Here is an 18742-nt window from a genome sequence, read left to right as displayed (position 1 = left end):
CAGCTGATCCAACGTGTTGGATGCGGCGTGCAGACTACTGGCTCCCGTCCGTCATCGGAGTGAGGCGCAGCGTGACCAACGTTGACCTGCCGGCGCGGAGCGTCGCCATCCCACCGGAGGCGACCCGCCCCGCCGGAGAACCCCGGCTGTCGTTCGGCCAGGAACGGATCTGGTTCACCGAGCAGCTCACCCCCGGCACCGCCGCGTACGTCGTCTACTCGACAGTGCGGCTGCGCGGGCCGCTCGACGTCCGGCTGTTGCGGGCCGCCGTCGACGCCACCGCCACCCGGCACGACAGCCTGCGCATGCGGTTCACCGAGAACGCCGACGGCGAGCCGGTCGTGCAGGTGCTGCCCGAGGTGCGGGTGCCGGTCACCGTCACCACCGCCGGCTCCGAGGCCGAGGCCCGCGAGCAGGTGGCCGCCTCGGTCCGCACCCCGTTCGACCTCGACGCCGCCCCGCTGCTGCGGGTGCTCGTCGTCCGGCTCGGCGCCGAGGAACACCTGGTGCACCTCGCCATGCACCACATCGTCAGCGACGGCTGGTCGCTGGACCTGCTGCTCGGCGAGATCGCCGACGGCTACGCCGCACTGCGCGACGGCGGCGCCCCGCCACCGGCCCCGGCGACCAGCTACGTCGACTACGCCGCCTGGCAGCGGCACCGGCTCGACGGGCCGGCGACCGGGGACGGGTTCGGTTACTGGACCGGGGCGCTGGCCGGCGTGCCCCCGCTGGAGTTGCCCACCGACCGGTCCCGCCCGGCCGTGCAGTCCTACGCCGGTGACACGTACCGCTTCGCCATCGACGCCGCGCTCACCGACGGGCTGCGCCGACTCAGCCGCGCCCACCGGGCCACCCTCTACATGACCCTGCTCACCGGGCTACAGGCGGTGCTGTTCCGGTACAGCGGCCAGCGGGACTTCGCCATCGGCTCCCCGGTGGCCGGGCGGGTGGTGCCGGAGCTGGAGAACCTGGTCGGCCTCTTCGTGAACACCCTCGCCCTGCGCGCCGACCTCTCCCCGGTCGGCGCGAGCGCCGACGCGCCGGCCACCGAGCCCAGCTTCGCGGCCCTGCTGCGGCGTACCCGCGGCACCGTCGTGCGCGCCCTGGCCCACCAGGAGATCCCGTTCGAACGCCTGGTGGCCGAACTCAACGTCGCCCGGGACGTGAGCCGCGCCCCGGTCTTCCAGGTGCTGTTCACGTTGCAGAACTACGCCCAGGGCAGCGGCCGGTGGCCCGACGACCTGCGGGCCGAGGGCGTCGGCACCGACGCCGCCACCGCCCGCTTCGACCTGTCGTTGTACGTCGGCGAGAGCGCCGACGGTCTGCGCGGCATGTTCGTCTACAACACCGACCTCTTCGACGCCGCCACCGTACGCCGGCTGGCCGCCAGCCTGGAGACGCTGCTGCGCGCCGCGGTCGCCCGGCCGGACCTGCCCGTCGTCGACCTGGACCTGCTCGACACGGGCGACCGGGACCGGATGCTGGCCCTCGGCCGGCCCGAGCGCGACGACGTCGCCGGGGTCACTGGCCCGGCGACGACCCTCGCCGACCTGATCGGCCCGCACGTCACCGCCACCCCCGACGCCCCGGCCGTGCGCTGCGGCCCGGACGCGGTCAGCTACCGCGAGCTGGACCGGCGGGCCAACCGGCTCGCCCACTGGCTGCGCGCCCGGGGCGTCGGCCCGGACCGGCTGGTCGGTGTGCTGCTGGACCAGTCGGTCGAGCTGGCCGTGACGCTGCTCGGGGTGCTCCGGGCCGGTGGGGCGTACCTGCCGCTGGATCCGGAGCAGCCCGCCGGCCGGCTCGGCCTGATGCTCGCCGACGCCCGTCCCGCTGTCGTGTTGACCAGCTCCGACCTGCGCGACCGGCTGCCCACCGGGACGACGGCGGCCGGCCTGGAGGAGATCGCCGCCGAGGTCGCGGCCCAGCCCGACACCCCGCCGGAATCCCGGGCCACCGGCGACCACCTCGCGTACGTCATCTACACCTCCGGCTCCACCGGCGCCCCGAAGGGGGTGGCCGTGGCGCACCGGCAGGTGCTGCGCTACCTCGACGGGGTGGCCGACCGGTTCGCGGTCGTCCCGGCCGCCCGGTACGGGCTGTTGCAGTCGATGTCGTTCGACTTCAGCGTCACCGTCTTCTACCTGGCGCTGGCCACCGGCGGCGCGGTGCACCTGCTGCCGCGCCGGTGCACCGGCGCCGAACTCGCCGACCGGCTGCGCGCCCACCGCATCGACTACCTGAAGATCACTCCGTCGCATCTGCTGGCCCTGACCGCCGACGCCGCGCCGGCCGAGCTGTTGCCGGCCCGCGCGTTGATCCTCGGCGGTGAGGCGTCCGACCTGGCGCGGGTCGGCCCGCTCGCCGCCGCCGGCCCGGCCCGGGTGTTCAACCACTACGGACCCACCGAGGCCACCGTCGGGGTGGCCACCTACGAGGTGACCGGGCCGGGCGTCGGGCCGGTGCCGATCGGCCGGCCGCTGCCGCACGCCCGGGTGTACGTGCTCGACGAGCGGATGCGCCCGGTGCCGGTCGGCGTGCCCGGTGAGCTGTACCTCGGCGGCGACCGGCTGGCCCGCGGCTACCTGCACCGGCCCGAGCTGACCGGGGAGCGGTTCGTCCCCGACCCGTACGGCCCGCCCGGCGCGCGCCTCTACCGCACCGGTGACCTGGGCCGCTGGCGCGCCGACGGGCAACTGGTCTTCCTCGGCCGCCGCGACCACCAGGTGAAGATCCGCGGCTACCGGGTCGAACTGGGCGAGATCGAGGCCGCCCTGCGGGACTGCCCCGGGGTACGGCAGGCGGCGGTGCTGCTACGCGACGAGCGGCTGGTGGCGTACCTGGAGCCGACGCCCGACGTGGCCGCGCCGGAGCCGGCGGAGCTGCGCCGCCGGCTCGCCGACCGGCTGCCCGAGCATATGGTGCCCGGCCGCTGGGTGATCCTGGACCGGCTGCCGTTGCAGGAGCACGGCAAGGTGGACCGGCGCGCCCTGCCGGAGCCGACCGACGAGGCGCCGCCCGGCGAGCGGGTCGTCCCGGCCGGGCCGGTGGAGACCCTGGTCGCCGAGATCTGGCGGGCCGTGCTCGGGGTGGCCGAGGTGGGCGCCACCGACGACTTCTTCGACCTGGGCGGGCACTCCCTGCTCGCCACCCAGGTGGTGGCCCGGCTGCGCCGGGAGCTGCCCGGCGTGGTCGGTGGGGCCGCCCCGGCGGTCAGCGTGATGGACCTGTTCCGCCACCGCACCGTACGCGAGCTGGCCGTCCTGGTGGCCGGTGACGGCGCGGGCGGCGGCGGGCGGCTGCACGAACTGACTCCGCCGGTGCCCGCCGCCGAGCGGGTGGCCACCCTGGTCTGCGTGCCGTACGGCGGCGGCAGCGCGGTGGTGTACCAACCGCTGGCCGACGCGCTGCCGGCCGGGTACCGGCTGCTGTCGGTGGCCGTGCCCGGGCACGACATCGGCCTCGCCGACGAGCCGGCGCCGATCGAGGAGGTCGCCGCCGAGGTCGTCGCGGAGATCCTGGACCGGGTGACCGGGCCGCTGATCCTCTACGGACACTGCGGTCCCGGCGGAGCCCTCGCGGTGGAGGTCGCCCGCCGGCTGGAGGCCGCCGGTCGGGACCTGGTCGCGGTGTACCTCGGCGCGGTCTTCCCGTTCGGGCGGCCGGCCGGCGGCCCGCTCGGGCCGCTGCTGCGGCTGCGGCTGGCCGAGCGCCTGCGCAGCGACCGGATCTACCGCACCTGGCTACAGGCCCAGGGCACCTCCATCGGATCGCTCGCGCCCGACGAGGCCCGGTTCCTGATCCGGGCGATGCGGCACGACGCCGAGGTCTCCGAGGAGTACTTCACCGAGCTGATGCGGCAACAGGTCGCCCCGCTGCGCGCGCCGATCGTCTCCGTGGTCGGCGAGCGCGACCGGGGCACCGACTTCCACGAGGAGCGGTACCGGGAGTGGCACTTCCTCAGTGACCGTACCGCACTCGCCGTGATCGACGAGGGTGGGCACTACTTCCTCAAGTACCGGGCCGGCGAGCTGGCCGAGATCGTCACCGGCGTACACCGGCGTCTCGACGCGCCGCCGCCCGCTGACGCCGCGCCGGCCGGCCCGGATGGCGCGCCGCCCGCCTGGCAGCTCGCCGGCGTCTCGCACCGGGGACCCGACGGCCCGCCGGTCGCCGGTACGACGGCCGCCACCGCGCCGCCGCCGAGCCTGCGCCGCTTCGGCCTGGTCGCGACCGGTCAGGTCGTCTCCGGCATGGGCACCGCGCTGACCACCTTCGCCATCCCGCTGTGGATCTACATGCAGACCGGTTCGCTCGCCCGGTTCGCGCTCTTCGCCGTCCTCGCCCTGCTGCCCGGACTGATCGTGTCGCCGTTGGCCGGCGCGCTGGTCGACCGGTTCAGCCGGCGGGGCGTCCTGCTGGCCGCCTGCGCCGCCGCCGGAGCCGCCAACGGGGTGTTGGCCGGGCTGGTGCTGGCCGACCGGGCCGAGGTGTGGCACTTCTACCCGTTCACCGCCGGGCTGTCGGTGGCGCTGGCCTTCCAGCGCCTCGCGTTCGTCTCGGCGGTGCCGCAGCTGGTGCCCAAGCGCTTCCTCGGCCACGCCAACGGCCTCGCCCAGACCGCCGTCGGCCTCACCCAGTTCACCGTGCCGCTGGTCGCCGTGGCGCTGCTACAGGCCGTCGGGCTGCGCGGCATCCTGCTCATCGTCGTGGCGTCGTACCTGTTCGCGATCGCCGTCCTGGCGGTCGTGCGGTTCCCGCGTACCCTGGCGCTGCAACGCCGTGAGGGCATCGGCGCGGAGATCGTCGCCGGGCTGCGCTACTCGCTGCGACGCCGGGAGTTCCGCGCCATGCTGGCGTTCTTCGCGGCGCTGAACTTCTTCCTGTTCCCCGTGCTGTTCCTGCTCTCCCCGCTGGTGCTCGGCTTCGCCGACCTGAACGAGGTGGCGCAGGTCGCGCTGACCGGCGGGGTCGGCGCGGCCACCGGCGGCCTGGTGATGCTGGTCTGGGGCGGTCCCCGCAAGCGCCGGATGCGAGCGGTGCTGCTGGGCACCCTCGGTATCGCGGTGGCCGCCGTGGTGACCGGGCTGCGACCGAACCTGCTGCTCATCGGCGCCGGCGCGTTCGGCATGTACCTGGCCCTCGGCATCGTCAACGGCGTCTACAACACGATCATCCAGACCAAGGTGCCGCCGCGCGTTCACGGGCGGGTCTTCGCGCTCAACCAGATGGTCGCGCAGTCCACCCTGCCGCTGGGCTGGGGCCTCGTCGCCCCGTTCGCCGCCCGGGTGGCCGAGCCGATGCTGCTCGCCGACGGCGTGCTGGCCGGCACGGTCGGCGCGGTGATCGGCGTCGGGCCGGGGCGGGGCCACGGCCTGCTCTACGTGCTCTTCGGGGTCTGCATCGCGCTCACCGCGCTGGTGTCGCTGGCCACCCCCGTCCTGGCCCGGTTCGACGACGAGGTGCCCGACGCGCCACCGGACGATCTGGTCGGCATCGAGGAACGCCGGGCCAGGACGGCCGGCGTGGCGGACGGCCGGGTGCCGGCTGTCGCGATCGGACGAAGGGCGGGCTGACGTGGCCACCGCGACCACCGGCCGGGCAGCGCCGCGAACCGTGCCGCCCCGGACCGTGCCCGAACTGCTCGACTGGCGCACCGCCCTGCACCCGGACCGGGTGGCCGTCGAGGTGCATGGCGTGGCGACGCTGACCTTCGCCGAGTGGTCCGCCGGGGCGCGCGCCGTCGCCGCCGCGCTGCGCGGCCGGGGGCTGCGCCACGGCGACCGCGTCGGTCTGCTCTTCGGCGCCCGCGACTGGACCCGCTTCGCCGTGGCGTACTGCGGGGTGCTGCGGGCCGGCGGCGTCGCCGTGCCGCTCTCCGACCGGCTCGCCGCCGGGCAACTCGCGCACGCGCTGACCCACTGCGCGGCCAGCGCAGTCATCTGCGGCGACGACACCCCCGCCCCACCGGGCCCGCCCGGCCTGCCGGTCTGGACCTGCGGCGATCTGCTCGCCGGCACCAACCCGGACCGGACCGGCGCCGGGAAACTCGACCCGGCCGCCGGCGGCGAGGGCGCCGGCGGCGAGGCCGAGCCGTCGGCCGCCCGCCCCGGCGACCTGGCGCAGATCCTCTACACCTCCGGCACGACGGGCCGTCCCAAGGGGGTGGCGGCCAGCCACGCCAACCTCACCGTCGGCGCGCCGAACCACCCGCGCCGGTTGGCCCTGGCCCACTCGGAGCGGTTCCTGCACGCCTTCGCCATCGGCACCAACGCCGGGCAGACCATGCTGTTCAACGCGCTCACCGCGAAGGCCGCGGCGCTCACCCTGCCCCGGTTCACCCCGGTCCGCTTCGCCCGGCTGATCGAGGCCGCCGGCACGGGCACCGTGTTCGTCGTACCGTCGATCGCCGTCGAACTGCTCGACTCCGGGGCGCTGCGCGACCGGGACACCGGCGGCGTGCAGCTGATCGGCTCCACCGCGGCCGCGCTGCCCCCGGCGGTCGCGGCCCGGCTGGCGGTGGCGTTCCCGCAGGCCACCATCGTCAACTACTACACCTCGACCGAGGCGGCCCCGGCCCAGACCACGATGATCTACGACCCGTCCCGCCGGGACGCGGTCGGCCGGCCCGTCGGCGGCCAGCTGATGGTCGCCGACGCCGGCGGCAACCCGCTGCCCGCCGGGGCGACCGGCGACGTGTGGCTGCGCGCCCCCCATCCCCGCGCCTACTACCAGGACGAGGCCGCCAACCGGGTCACCTTCCGGGACGGGTGGGTACGCATGGGCGACGTCGGCCGGGTCGACTCCGACGGCTACCTCTACCTCACCGACCGGCACCAGGACGTGATCAAGACCGGCGCGTTCAAGGTCTCCACCATCGAGGTCGAGGCGGCGCTGCACGAACACCCGCTGGTCGCCCAGGCCGCCGTCGTCGGCATTCCGCACCCGGTGCTCGGCTCGGCGGTGGCCGCGGCCGTGGTGCCCCGGCCGCAGGCCGGCGCGGACGGACTGTCCCTGCCGGCGCTGCGCGGCTTCCTCGCCGACCGGCTGGCCGACTACCAGCTGCCGGCCCGGCTCCTGCTGCTCGACCAGCTGCCCCGTAACGAGGGCGGCAAGGTGCTCAAGCGGCAGCTCACCGACCTGTTCGACAACTGACCACCAGCACGACCATGGGAGAGCATGTGGGCACCGCCGAGGCGACCTCCGCACAACACGCCGTCTGGTTCACCGAGCAGGCCGGGGTTGCCGGCACGGCGTACCACATGGCGTTGGGTGTCCGGTTCGGCGCCGAACTCGACCGTTCGGCGCTCGTCGCGGCCTGCGCCGCGCTCGCCGAACAGCACCCGGTGCTCTGCGCCCGGGTCGACAGCGACGACGGCACCCCCCGGCTGGCGCCGGCGGAGACCCGCCCGGCGGTCACCTTCGGCGAGCTGACCGACGCCCGCATCGCCGAGGAGATCGCCCGCCCGCACGACCTGCGGCGCGGGCCGCTGGCCCGGTTCACCCTGCTGACCGGCGCGGACGGCCGGCACCTGCTGCTGGTCACCGCCCACCACCTGGCCTTCGACGGTACGTCCAAGGACGTGCTCGCCCGCGACCTGGCCGCCGCGTACGCCGCCGCGCAGGCCGGTGCCCCGACCGACGCCCCGCCCCGCGTCGACGGGTACGCGGGCCTGGCCGCCGCCGAGCAGCAGCGCGTCGTCACCGCCCTGCCCGCCGCCCGTGACCACTGGGCCCGGCACTGGTCCGGCCCCGGCGACATCGACCTGCCCGGCCTGCGTCGGCTGCCCACCGACGCGGAGCCCGGCGTCGCGGTGACCGTCGACCTCCCCGCCGACCTGGTCGGCGGCATCGACCGAGCGGCCCGCTCCCTCGGGGTGACCCGCTTCGAGCTGCTCTTCGCGGTGCTGCACGCCCTGCTCGCGCGGTACGGCAACCGGAGCACCCCGGTCGGGGTGGCCCTCTCCACCCGCACGCCGGAGCAGGCCGACCGGGTCGGACTCTTCGTCAACGAGCTGCCGGTCGCCGTCGACCCGGCCGAGGGCACCTTCCGCGACCACGCCCACGCGGTCCGGGCCCGGCTGCGCGAGGTGTACCGGCACCGCGCCGTGCCGCTGGCCCACGCCGTGCCCGGCCTGCGACCCGCGCCGGCGCTGACCCCGGTCAGCATCGGCTACCGGCGGCGCGGCGCGGCCCCGGTCTTCCCCGGGGTGGCCAGCGAGGTCGAGTGGACCCTGTTCTGCGGCGCCGCCCGCAACGCCCTGCACGTGCAGATCGTGGACGCGCCGACCGGCATCACGGTCAGCCTCCAGCACAGCCCGGCCGCCATCGACACCGAGGCGGTACGCCGGATCGGCGGACACCTGCGCACCATGCTCGCCGCCGCGGTCGCCGACCCCGATCGGCCGGTGGCGGAGCTGCCGCTGCTCCCCGCCGACGAACTCGACCAGGTCACCGGTCGCTGGAACGACACCGCCCGCACGTACCCCGCCGGGGTGACCGTGCCGGCCCTGTTCGCCGCCCGGGTCGCGGCGGACCCGGACGCCCCGGCCCTGGTCGACGGCGACCGGACGTTGAGCTATGCCCAGCTCGACGCCGCCGCCACCCGGCTCGCTGGGTTGCTGCGGCAGCGCGACGTCGGCCCTGGCGCGCTCGTCGCCATCACCCTGGACCGGTCCTGGCAGGCGGTGGTGACCATGCTGGCGGTGCTCCGCTGCGGGGCCGCCTACCTGCCGATCGACCCGAACCATCCGCCGGCCCGTCAGGAGGCGGTGCTGGCCGACGCCGCCCCGGCGCTGGTGGTGACCGCCACCGCCGCCCAGCTGGCCTGGCCCACCCTCGCCCTCGACGACGCCGACCTGCTCGACGGCCCGACCCCGACGGAGCCCGCCGCCGCGCCGCCGATGGCCGACGACCTCGCGTACGTGCTCTACACCTCCGGCTCCACCGGCCGACCGAAGGGGGTGGCGGTGCGGCACGGAGCGTTGGCCAACCTGCTCCTCGGCGTGCGGGACCTGCTGGACAGCGGGCCGCAGCACCGGTGGCTGCACCTGACCTCGTTGTCCTTCGACATCTCCACCGTGGAGGTCCTCCTGCCGCTGGTCAGCGGGGGACGGGTGGTCGTCGCCTCGACGGTCAGCGCGCTGGACGGCGCGGGCGTGCTGCGGCTGGTCCGTAGCGCCGGCGTGACCCACGCCCAGGCCACCCCGTCGGGCTGGCGGGTGCTGCTGGCGGCCGGCCTCGGCGAACCCGCCGCGGCCGACGCCGGGGTCACGCCGCTGGTCGCGGTCGCCGGCGGCGAGGCGTTGCCGGTCGCCCTGGCCCGGGAGTTGCGGGCCCGCACCGCCCGCCTGATCAACGGGTACGGGCCGACGGAGGCGACCGTGTACGCGACGATGGCGGAGATCCCCGTCGACCCCGACGAGGTCACCATCGGGCGACCGCTGCCGAACGTGCGGGCGTACCTGCTGGACGAGGCGCGCCGGCCGGTGCCGGTCGGGCTGCCGGGGGAGCTGTGCCTGGCCGGCGCCGGGCTCGCGGTCGGCTACCGGGGGCGCGACGACCTCACCGCCGAGCGGTTCGTGCCGGACCCGTTCGGGCGGGCCGGCGAGCGGCTCTACCGCACCGGCGACCGCTGCCGCTGGCGGCCGGACGGGCGGATCGAGTTCCTCGGCCGCACCGACCACCAGGTCAAGATCCGGGGACACCGGATCGAGCTGGGGGAGATCGACGCCCGGCTGCTCGACCACCCCGGCGTGGCTGAGGCGGCCACGGTGCTCCGCTCCGACGCCGACGAACCCCGCCTGGTCGCGTACCTGGTGACCCGGGCCGGTGCCGCCGCGGACCCGACCGAGCTGCGCCGGCACCTGGCGTCGAGCCTGCCCCAGGCCGCGCTGCCCAGCGACTACGTGACGCTCGACCGGCTGCCGTTGAGCCCGAACGGCAAACTCGACCGGGCCGCCCTGCCCGCCCCCACCCCCAGGGACACGGTGGACCCGCCGGGGGAGGCGAAGGCGGTCGCCGCCGGCACCGGGACCGGCGACGACCCGGTGCTGGCGCAGCTGCGGCTGATCTGGCAGGAGGTGCTGCGGATACCCGAGGTCGGCGTGCACGAGGACCTGTTCGACCTGGGCGGGCACTCGTTGCACATCACCCGGATCAGCGGCCGGATCCAGCAGCGGCTCGGGATCGAGGTGCCGCTGGACGCCTTCTTCGACACCCCGACCATCGCCGAGATCGCCGAGATCGTGCGGCAGTCCGGAAAGGAGTTCTGACCATGGGTACCGCCGAGCTGCGCGAGCGGATCGCCGAGCTGGTCGGCGAGGCGACGGGAGGAGCGGTCTCGGCGGCCGACGTGCTCGCCGGCGGATCGATGATCGCTCTCGGTGTCGACTCCCTCGGCCTGCTGCGCCTGGTCGACGCGATCGAGCTGGAGTACGACGTGGAGGTCGAGCTGAACGGCCCCGGCCGCCCCCTGGACACCCTCGACGACCTGGTGGCGCTGCTGACCGAAGGAGCGCGACCCGATGACGCAGTTACCTGACCTGCTGGCCGAGGCGTTGTCGGCTGGGCGCTTGGAGGGCCTGCACGCGGTGGTGGCGGTCCGTGGTGGCCAGACCGTGCTCGAGCACTACGGCGCGGGCGCGGACTTCTCCTGGGACGCCCCGCTGGGCGTCGTCGACTTCGGACCCGGGACGCTGCACGACCTGCGCTCGGTCACCAAGAGCGTGACCGTGTTGCTGTACGGCATCGCACTCGACGCGGGCCGGGTCCCGGAGCCCGCAGCACCGCTCCTGCGCCAGTTCCGGGAGTACCCCGATCTGGCGGCCGAACCCGAACGGGCTCGGCTCACCGTCGATCATGCGCTGACGATGTCGCTGGGGCTGGAGTGGCGCGAGGACATCCCGTACGACAGCCCGGCGAACGCCGAGATCGCGATGGAGCTGGCCCCGGACCGGTGCCGGTACGTGCTGGAGCGGCCGATCGTGGAGCCGCCCGGCGCACGGTGGTCCTACTGCGGGGGCGCCACGGCGCTGCTGGGCCGGTTGATCGCCGCCGGCACCGGGCAGCCGCTCGCGCAGTACGCCCGAACGGCGTTGTTCGCACCGCTGGGCATCCACGACGTCGAGTGGATGGCCGGCACGGACGGGGTGGCCTCGGCCGCGTCCGGACTGCGACTCACCCCACGTGACCTGGCCCGGATCGGCGAGCTGGTGCTCGCGAACGGGGCGTGGCACGGCCGCCGGATCGTCCCCGCCGGCTGGGTCCGCACGATGCTTCAGCCCCGCCTGCGGACCGGCTGGGGCGGTCGGTACGGATACCACTGGTATCTCGACACCGTCGCGGGCCGTCGACTGGTGGCCGGCATGGGCAACGGTGGCCAACGCCTCGTCGTCCTGCCCGACCTGGACCTCACCGTGGCCGTCACCGCTGGCAACTACGACGACCCCGACCAGTGGCGGACCCCGGTGAACCTGCTCGAACACGTCGTCCTGCCCGCGACGGAGTGACGGCGCGGGACCCTGTCACGCTTGCGTCACATGGTGTCATCGGGTGGCTCCGGTCGGCCACAATGGAGGGCTCGCGAAGCACGGCAGACGGGGGTGGCGATGAGCGAGCACAGCGAACCTGTCTCGGGTCCGCTCCCGGAGCGGGCCGGCGGGCCGGGTGCCGCGTCGCGGTGGCGATGGCTGCGCCTCGCCGCGCTGCTCCTGCTGCTCGTGGTGCTCGCCGTCACGGTGGTCCGGGTGGTCGCCGCGGTCGGCCCGCCGACCCGCGAGCAACTGCGGGAGCGGGCCGGGCTGCCCGGCAAGCAGACCCTGCTCATCGGGGTCAAGGACGACCAGCCAGGGGTGTCGCAGCAACTGGAGAACGGCGCGTTCGAGGGCTTCGACATCGAGATCGCGTACATGATCGCCGAGGACCTGGGCTTCGACGCGTCGCGGGTGCAGTTCCTGCCCATCGAGAGCGAGGACCGGGCCCGACGGCAGGCGCGCACCCCCGACGGCAGGTTCGTCACCGTCGATCTGGTGGTCGCCTCGTACAGCATCACCGAGCAGCGCCGGCAGCAGGGGGTGAACTTCTCCGCCCCCTACCTGGAGACCGAGCAGTCGGTGGTCACCCTCAAATCGGACACCCGGCCGGTGTCGAGCCTGCGTGATCTCGCCGGGCGGAAGGTCTGCACCATCGGTACGTCCACCTCGGAGCGGAGTCTGAACGAGGCGGGGGCGCAGGCGCGCGGCCGCAACCGGGTCAGCGAGTGCATCCAGGAGCTGTACGACGGCACGGTGGACTCGGTCACCACCGACGCGGCGATCCTGGCCGGCTTCGTGGGCCCCCGTCCGGCCGGCGAGTTGCCGCCGATGACCAAACTGAAGCGGGTCCAGGAGTTGCGGCACTGGGACATCCCCGACGACAAATCCGAGCTGTGGGGCGTCAACACCGGCCCGAATCCGGCAATGCGTGACCTGGTCAACCTCTCCCTCCAGGAGGCGGCGGCCGGTCCCAACGGTCAGCGCTGGCGGGCGGCCTTCGACAGGCACCTGAGGTCCGAGCAGCAGTACAACGACCCACAGCAGGTGGCGGTGGACGGGCAGCCGGAGCCCGGGCAAAGGGACAGGGTGGAGGTGCGGCAGTGGCCGTGGGAGAGGTTCGCGCTGCCGTACCCGCATCGACCACGGCCGGTGCCGCCCGCCGTCGTCCGGGCGCGCGGCAGGCGCAACAGTGGCTGCTGACCCTGCTGCCCGCCTTCCCGGTGCTGCTGCTGGTGCTGCGGCTGTGGCGGCTCAGCCGGCAGGACATGTCCACGATGTTGCTGCTGGTGCAGTACGTCAGCCCGTTGGGGCTGCTCAGCGCCCTGCTCATCGCGCTGGTCTGGGCGGTGCCGCTGGTGGTGCTGGTGCCCGCCGTGCTCGGCCGGGTGCTCCAGGTCAGCGCCCCCGGTCGGTTCGATCCAGAACGGTCGCTGCTGGCCTACGCCACCGTGCGTACGCCGGGCTGGGTGCTGGTGGCCACGGCCGTGCTGGCGGCCCTCACCTGGCAGCTGCGGTTCCTCCCGGCGCTGCTGATGCTGCTGCTGTGGCTGCTCGCCCTGCGCACCCGTAACCGGTTCCCGGACCGGCCGTGGCTGCTGGTCGCCACCGGCCTGGTCGTGCCGGTGGTCCTCGCCGCGGCCTGCTACGCCTGGCTCGCCCCGGCCCTCTGGGCGGCCCTGCGACACGGCGAGGTGGCCACCGCCCTGCTGCTGGCGCTGCCGCCGGCCGGCGCGCTGGTGCTGACCGGGCCGCTGCCGTCACGGGTCGCCCCGGCACTGACCCGCACCCTCGCCTACTCGGTGGGCGCGCTGGTGCCGCTGGTGATGGGGGTGGTGTTCCTGCGGGTACCGCTGCTGCCGGCGGTGGCCGTCGAGGTCGGTGAGCCGGTCACCCAGGAGGTGGTGCTGGGCCAGGCGGTGACGGTGACCGACCGGATGACGATCGTGCTGGACCGCGTCGGAGAGGTCCGCTTCCTGCCCAACGACGAGGTCCGTGGGCAGGTGCTCTGCCCGGATACGGGGCCGATGCCGGTCAGCCGGGTGGCGGTGGCCGGCTGGCCGGTGGAGGACACCGCGCTGGACTGGATGATGCCCCGCCGCCCGGTGGGCTCGCCCGACCCGCGCTGCGCCGGGCTGGTGCCGATCGCTGGCTCCGCAGCGGAGCCGGAGGTCAGCCCCGCCCCGACCGGCCCTTGAGCCGGCGACCCAGCTCGCGGGCGATCTCCCGGTCGGCGTCCCGGGCGGCGAGCACCTGCCGCTTGTCGTACGACCGGCGGCCCCTGGCCAGGGCCAGCTCGACCTTGGCCCAACCACCGGAGAAGTACATCGACAACGGCACCAGCGTGACGCCGCCCTCGCGGGTCTGCGCCAGGATCCGGGCGATCTCCACCCGGCGCAGCAGCAGCTTCCGGGTACGCCGGGGCGCGTGGTTGGTCCAGGTGCCGTAGCCGTACTCGGCGATGTGCAGGCCGTGGAGCATGATCTCCCCGTCGCGTTCCTGGGCGAAGGCGTCCACCAGGGAGACCCGGCCCGCCCGCAGCGACTTGACCTCGGTGCCGGCCAGCACCATCCCCGCCTCGTAGGTCTTGAGGATCGTGTAGTCGTGCCGGGCCCTGCGGTTCGACGCGATCAGCGTCCGCTCGGTGCTCCGGGAGGTGCTCATCCGGCGAAGGATAGCCCGTGGCCGGTGCCGGGTCAGCCGGATTTCCGCGGCCCTCCGGGCTCCCGGCGTCGGGCGCGAAGCCGGCCGGCCAGCTCCACCACGGCGGCCTCGAACCGCGGGTCGGACTCGCCCGGCCAGTGTCCGATGATCGACGGTGGGACGCTGTCCCCCGGTGGTGGGACCACGTCCCACGGGTCGCGTAGCCGCCGGTCGACGGTGCCGGGGGGCCCGGGCATGACCGGCTGCCGGCCCGGCCGGTGCGGCGAGAAGACCCAGCCGCCGATCGGGTCGGTGTCGCGCCACAGGTTCACCCACCGCCAGTTCACCCGTTTGCCCACCTCCCGCAGCACCTCCTCGTCCACGTAGCTGGGGAACAGCCGGGTGTAGAGCCGGCGCAGCGGTGACCCGTACGTCAGCAGGGCCAGCCGACCGCACACCTGGGGTGGCAGCTGGAGCACCGTGGCGGCGAGCAGCACCGAACCGTGGCTGTGCCCGGTCAGGAGTACGCCGTGCCCCTGTTCGGTCAGGTAGGTGATCCGCCGGCTCAGCTCCGGCACCGCCCGCTCGGCGTAACAAGGGGGTGCGAAGGGGTGCGCCGCCCGGGGCCAGAAGGTGCCCAGGTCCCACAGCACGCCGACGTACCGGCGGAACTCGGCCGTGCGGTAGGCGAAGATGCCACCGACGAAGAGGCCGACCAGCACCGCTGCGATGGCGAAGCTGCCCGCCTGGATGCCGAACTCGGTCGCCTCGGCCGGTATCCCGGTGAGGCGCTGGACGGCCTCCGAGGGTGACAGCTCCAGCATGCCGAGCAGGCTGGTGGGCATGCCCGCGCCGACCACGCAGGCGTACACCACCGCGAGTATCTCCAGGCGTTCGGTGAAGTGGGCCTTGGCGATCGCCCGCGCCACCTGGTGCAACCGGCACTGGGCGGCCGGCGGGGCGTCGGGGTAGTCGCGTGCCACGGTCGCGCGGGCGGTACGCATCCGGGCGCGGCGGCTGGCCAGCGTCAGGACCACGGCTCCCACCAGCACGGTCGCCGTGGCCACCAGGAAGACGAAGATGACCCACTTGTAGCCGAGCGGCGGGCCGATCGCCCGCTCCCCGTCGGCCGCGGCGCGCCGGTTGAGCAGGTCGGCGACCCGGTAGACCAGTTCGGCGGAGAAGGCGAGCGCCAGTCCGGTGGCGGTGGCGACGATGACCGGAGCGCCCATCCCCTGTAGCGGGCCGGCGCCGAGCCCGTCGCGGCCGGGCCCGCGCCGAAGCTCGTCGGATTCGAGCCCGTCCAGCCCGGCGTCGTCCAGGCCGCCCGACCCGGAAGCGAGGCCGCCCGACCCGGGGGCGGCGCGGCGCAGGTGGCCGCGGCAGGCGAACGCCACCGCACCGAGCACGGAGAGCAGGACCGCCTGCGAGAGGACGAGCAGGCCGACCGTCAGGCCGTAGCCCGGCAGGCCGCCCTCGACGCGCCACGGCCTGGGCTCGACCGCCACCGCGACGAGCACCAGCACGGTCAGCACGCAGCCGGCGGTGCGCAGCCCGCCGCAGAGCCGGTCCACGATCCGGCTGGCCTCCGGGGCGTCGATCCACGGGTGCGCGCAGAGCAGGGCGACGCAGCCGAACAGCACCAGGCCGGAGAGCACGGCGAGCGTGACGCTGAGGACCGACGCGCCGGAGTCGATCCGCGCCGCGAGCAGGCCGATGCTGAGGGTGGCGAAGCCGGCGGCGACGTGCAGCGACCGCAGCCGGCCCACCACCGGCGCGCTGTCCCATTGGCCCACCGCGCTGAGCTGGTGTGGCCCGCTGCTGGTGGTGGGCGCCGAAAAGGCGTCGAAGTTTCGTCCCGGTCGGGCGCCCAGCCGCCAGACCAGGCCGAGCGCGGCGGCCGGCAGCAGCGCGAGCACCGACAGGATCAGGCCGGGTGGCCGGCCGCCGAGCCAGGACAGCCACGGGCGTCCGGCCAGGCAGTGCGGATTCGGTATGCAGCGCCAGGCGATCAGGTCCAGCGCCACCCCCATCGCGGCGAGCACGTACAGCATGGTCAGGGTGAGAGCCAGCAGCCGGCACACCGCCTTGAGCCCGGTCCCGGAGGTGCCCCGGCGGGCCGGTCGCATCCAGATCGCGACGTTGCAGAGCATGAAGGGCAGCAGGAACACCAGCGACAGCGTCCGGATCGTGGTGCCCGAGGGCAGATCGCTCCAGCGGTACGCCTCCAGGGTCACCCCGGCCGGGCCCGGGGAGTCCGGATAGCCGTCGCGCGGGCGGTAGAAGCCGCCGCTGCCGTCCCCGGCGACCTGGCGGCTGTGCGGGCGGTCCAACACCTGCTCGGCCCCGGCCCCGGACACGCCGTGCACCCGCAGCTCCACGACGTCCGATGTCCCCGTTTGTCTCGTCATCCGCCCCCCGGAACATGTCCGCCGGCACCGGGCCAGCCGACGCCCACGGCCAGGCCGACACGGCCCACCTACCCGTCCCGGCGGCGGCCACTCCTGAGCCCGGCGAGGTGGCCCGGGCAGGAATCCGGCCACGGGGCCTTGAAAACCTATATTCCCGGTAGGAATATAGGTTTGCGTTCGTCGTTCTCCGCCCCCGCCATCCCTCTTCGCCGGAAGGAACGTCATGAGCAACCCGGATCCACTTCCTCCGCCCACCGCGCCCGAGAGCCGGTTCGCCCTCAACGAGGACTGGGCCGCCACGATCCTGGGCCTGGCGCTGCTCGGCCTGGTGCTGATCGGCGCGATCCCCGCCGGGCTGGTGCCCTGATGACCACCGATGCCGATCGCCCCACCCCCGCCGACCCGGCCACCGCGCCCGCTGCGGTCGCGCCCGACCCGGCCACCGCGCCGCCCGCTGCGGTCGCGCCCGACCCGGCCAGCGTGCCGCCCGCCGTGGTGACGCCGCGCCCGGGCTCCTTCTGGGCCTTCACCGCCGTCGGTCTGCTGGTGGTCCTCGTGCTCGCCGCGCTGACCCGATACCTGGAACAGAACGTGCCCGAATGGGCGGCCGGCACGGCGCTGGAGGACATCGCGGCGGCGATCGAGTATCCGGTGTACGCCATCCTGCTGGGCCTGCTCGGCAACCTCGTGGTGACCCTGACCGGGCTGCGGGACCGCATCGCCGCCGCCTTCCGCACCGAGTTCTTCATCAAGACCGGCCTGGTGCTGCTCGGCGCCTCGATCAACCTGGCTGTCATCGCCAGCGCCGCCGGGCCGGCCATCGCCCAGGCGATCCTGCTGATCAGCGGCGTGTTCCTGTTCACCTGGTGGCTGGCCGGGCGGCTCGGCCTGGAGGACAAGCTGCGCGCGCTGCTCGCCGCCGCGGTGTCGATCTGCGGGGTCAGCGCCGCCATCGCCGCCGCCGGGGCGGTGCGCGCCCGCCGGGAGCAACTCGCCTACACGGCGAGTCTGGTGATCGTCTTCGCGTTGCCGTCGATCTTCCTGCTGCCCTGGCTGGCCGACCTGCTCGGGCTGGAGGCGGCGGTGGCCGGCGCGTGGATCGGCGGCAACATCGACACCACGGCCGCCGTCACCGCCGCCGGGGCGCTGGCCGGCGAGGAGGCCCTGCAGATCGCCAGCATCGTCAAGGTCACCCAGAACGCGCTGATGGGCGTGGTCGCGGTGGCGCTCACCGCGTACTTCGCCCTGTACGTAGAGCGCCGGGCCGGTGCGGCCCGGCCGGGACTGGGTGAGCTGTGGCGGCGGTTCCCGAAGTTCGTGCTCGGCTTCGTCGCGGCGTCGGTGATCGCCACCTGGTACCTGGACCTGGCCGGCTCGGACGGCAAGGCGACCATCGCGATCGTCAACGACCTGCGGGTGTGGTTCTTCATCCTCGCCTTCGTGAGCATCGGCCTGGAGGTCCGGGTGGCGGCGCTGCGACAGGCCGGGTGGCGACCGGTGGCGGTCTTCGGCGGCGCAACGGTGTTCAACCTGGTACTCGCGCTCGGGCTGGCCTCGGTGCTGTTCGCCGGGTTCACCGTGAGCTGACTCCCTCCGGCGCGCCGGTCACCTCGACCGGCGCGCCGGTCAGCCCGCCCGGCGGGCGAAGAAGTCGGCCAGCACCTGGGTGTGGGTGGAGAAGGCCAGTTCGGCCGGCTCGGTCAGCACCAGCCACTCGGTGGCCTCCGCCGTGGGCGCCGACGGTGGCAGGTCCTCGGCGGGGCGTACCGGCAGCTCTCCGAAGATCATTATGGTGCCGCCGGCTGGCGCGCTGTGCACCGCGACCATCGCCGCGTCGGCCGCGTCGGCGAGCAGCCCGGTCTCCTCCCGCAACTCGCGGACCAGCGCCTCCCGCCACTCCTCGCCGTACTCGATGAAACCGCCGGGCAGCGCGAGCAGCCCGCGGGCCGGTTCGATGTCGCGCCGGACCACGACCACGCCGAGCCCGTCGGCGGTCCGCACCGGCAGCAGCGCCACGGCGACGGGCAGCGGATTGCGCCAGACGGTCTGGCCGCAGGCCGCGCAGACCCGGGGCCACTCGGCCACCGCATAGGCCGTGCCGCAGTACGAGCAGTGCGAGTACGCCACGCCGGTCATGCGGCTGCACGTTACCGG

The 18742-nt window shown here is 74.6% G+C and carries 12 protein-coding genes; 9 read left to right on the top strand and 3 right to left on the bottom strand.

The features are described from left to right. The first annotated feature begins 71 nt into the window (after positions 1–71). From ACQPYA_RS19810 to ACQPYA_RS19780, 7 genes are all read left to right on the top strand, one after another. Entirely contained in the window at positions 72–5579 is a 5508-nt protein-coding gene (locus ACQPYA_RS19810) for an amino acid adenylation domain-containing protein (RefSeq protein ID WP_433528592.1), read from the top strand. A 1-nt stretch (position 5580) separates the two neighbouring features. After that, positions 5581–7158 (top strand): class I adenylate-forming enzyme family protein, encoded by a 1578-nt coding sequence (locus ACQPYA_RS19805; RefSeq protein ID WP_433528591.1) that lies wholly within the window; start codon positions 5581–5583, stop codon positions 7156–7158. A 14-nt stretch (positions 7159–7172) separates the two neighbouring features. Then, complete coding sequence (locus ACQPYA_RS19800; protein WP_433528590.1) at positions 7173–10277, top strand: non-ribosomal peptide synthetase; 3105 nt, start codon at positions 7173–7175, stop codon at positions 10275–10277. Positions 10278–10279: 2 nt separating this feature from the next. Further along, positions 10280–10546 carry a phosphopantetheine-binding protein gene (locus ACQPYA_RS19795; RefSeq protein WP_433528589.1) on the top strand — a complete coding sequence of 89 codons (267 nt, stop codon included), beginning with the start codon at positions 10280–10282 and terminating at the stop codon, positions 10544–10546. Further along, entirely contained in the window at positions 10530–11513 is a 984-nt protein-coding gene (locus ACQPYA_RS19790; protein ID WP_433528588.1) for a serine hydrolase domain-containing protein, read from the top strand. Before ACQPYA_RS19795 ends, ACQPYA_RS19790 begins: the two co-directional genes overlap by 17 nt. Positions 11514–11612: 99 nt before the next feature. Further along, on the top strand, positions 11613–12737 hold the full coding sequence (locus ACQPYA_RS19785; protein WP_433528587.1) for a transporter substrate-binding domain-containing protein: 1125 nt from the start codon (positions 11613–11615) through the stop codon (positions 12735–12737). Continuing rightward, complete coding sequence (locus ACQPYA_RS19780) at positions 12644–13732, top strand: hypothetical protein (protein ID WP_433528586.1); 1089 nt, start codon at positions 12644–12646, stop codon at positions 13730–13732. Before ACQPYA_RS19785 ends, ACQPYA_RS19780 begins: the two co-directional genes overlap by 94 nt. Here ACQPYA_RS19780 and smpB read toward each other — a convergent pair. Further along, positions 13707–14198, bottom strand: a complete 492-nt coding sequence (gene smpB, locus ACQPYA_RS19775; protein ID WP_433528585.1) for an SsrA-binding protein SmpB — start codon at positions 14196–14198, stop codon at positions 13707–13709. The two genes, ACQPYA_RS19780 and smpB, sit on opposite strands and share 26 nt — an antisense overlap. A gap of 32 nt (positions 14199–14230) precedes the next feature. Next, a complete protein-coding gene (locus ACQPYA_RS19770; RefSeq protein WP_433528584.1) occupies positions 14231–16588 on the bottom strand; it encodes a hypothetical protein in 2358 nt (785 codons plus the stop codon). A gap of 223 nt (positions 16589–16811) precedes the next feature. Between ACQPYA_RS19770 and ACQPYA_RS19765 the strand changes: the two genes are divergently transcribed. Beyond that, positions 16812–16955 (top strand): hypothetical protein, encoded by a 144-nt coding sequence (locus ACQPYA_RS19765; protein WP_433528583.1) that lies wholly within the window; start codon positions 16812–16814, stop codon positions 16953–16955. Continuing rightward, positions 16955–18175 (top strand): YeiH family protein, encoded by a 1221-nt coding sequence (locus ACQPYA_RS19760; RefSeq protein WP_433528582.1) that lies wholly within the window; start codon positions 16955–16957, stop codon positions 18173–18175. The genes ACQPYA_RS19765 and ACQPYA_RS19760 overlap by 1 nt, the downstream gene beginning before the upstream one ends. A gap of 39 nt (positions 18176–18214) precedes the next feature. Here ACQPYA_RS19760 and ACQPYA_RS19755 read toward each other — a convergent pair whose 3' ends face one another. Further along, positions 18215–18724 carry an NUDIX domain-containing protein gene (locus ACQPYA_RS19755; protein WP_433528581.1) on the bottom strand — a complete coding sequence of 170 codons (510 nt, stop codon included), beginning with the start codon at positions 18722–18724 and terminating at the stop codon, positions 18215–18217. Between the last annotated feature and the right edge of the window lie 18 nt (positions 18725–18742).

This window comes from Micromonospora sp. CA-263727, assembly GCF_050942455.1.
GTDB lineage: Bacteria > Actinomycetota > Actinomycetes > Mycobacteriales > Micromonosporaceae > Micromonospora.
The sequence above is the reverse complement of the archived record's forward strand: the minus strand, read 5'-3'. Positions and strand labels throughout refer to the sequence as shown.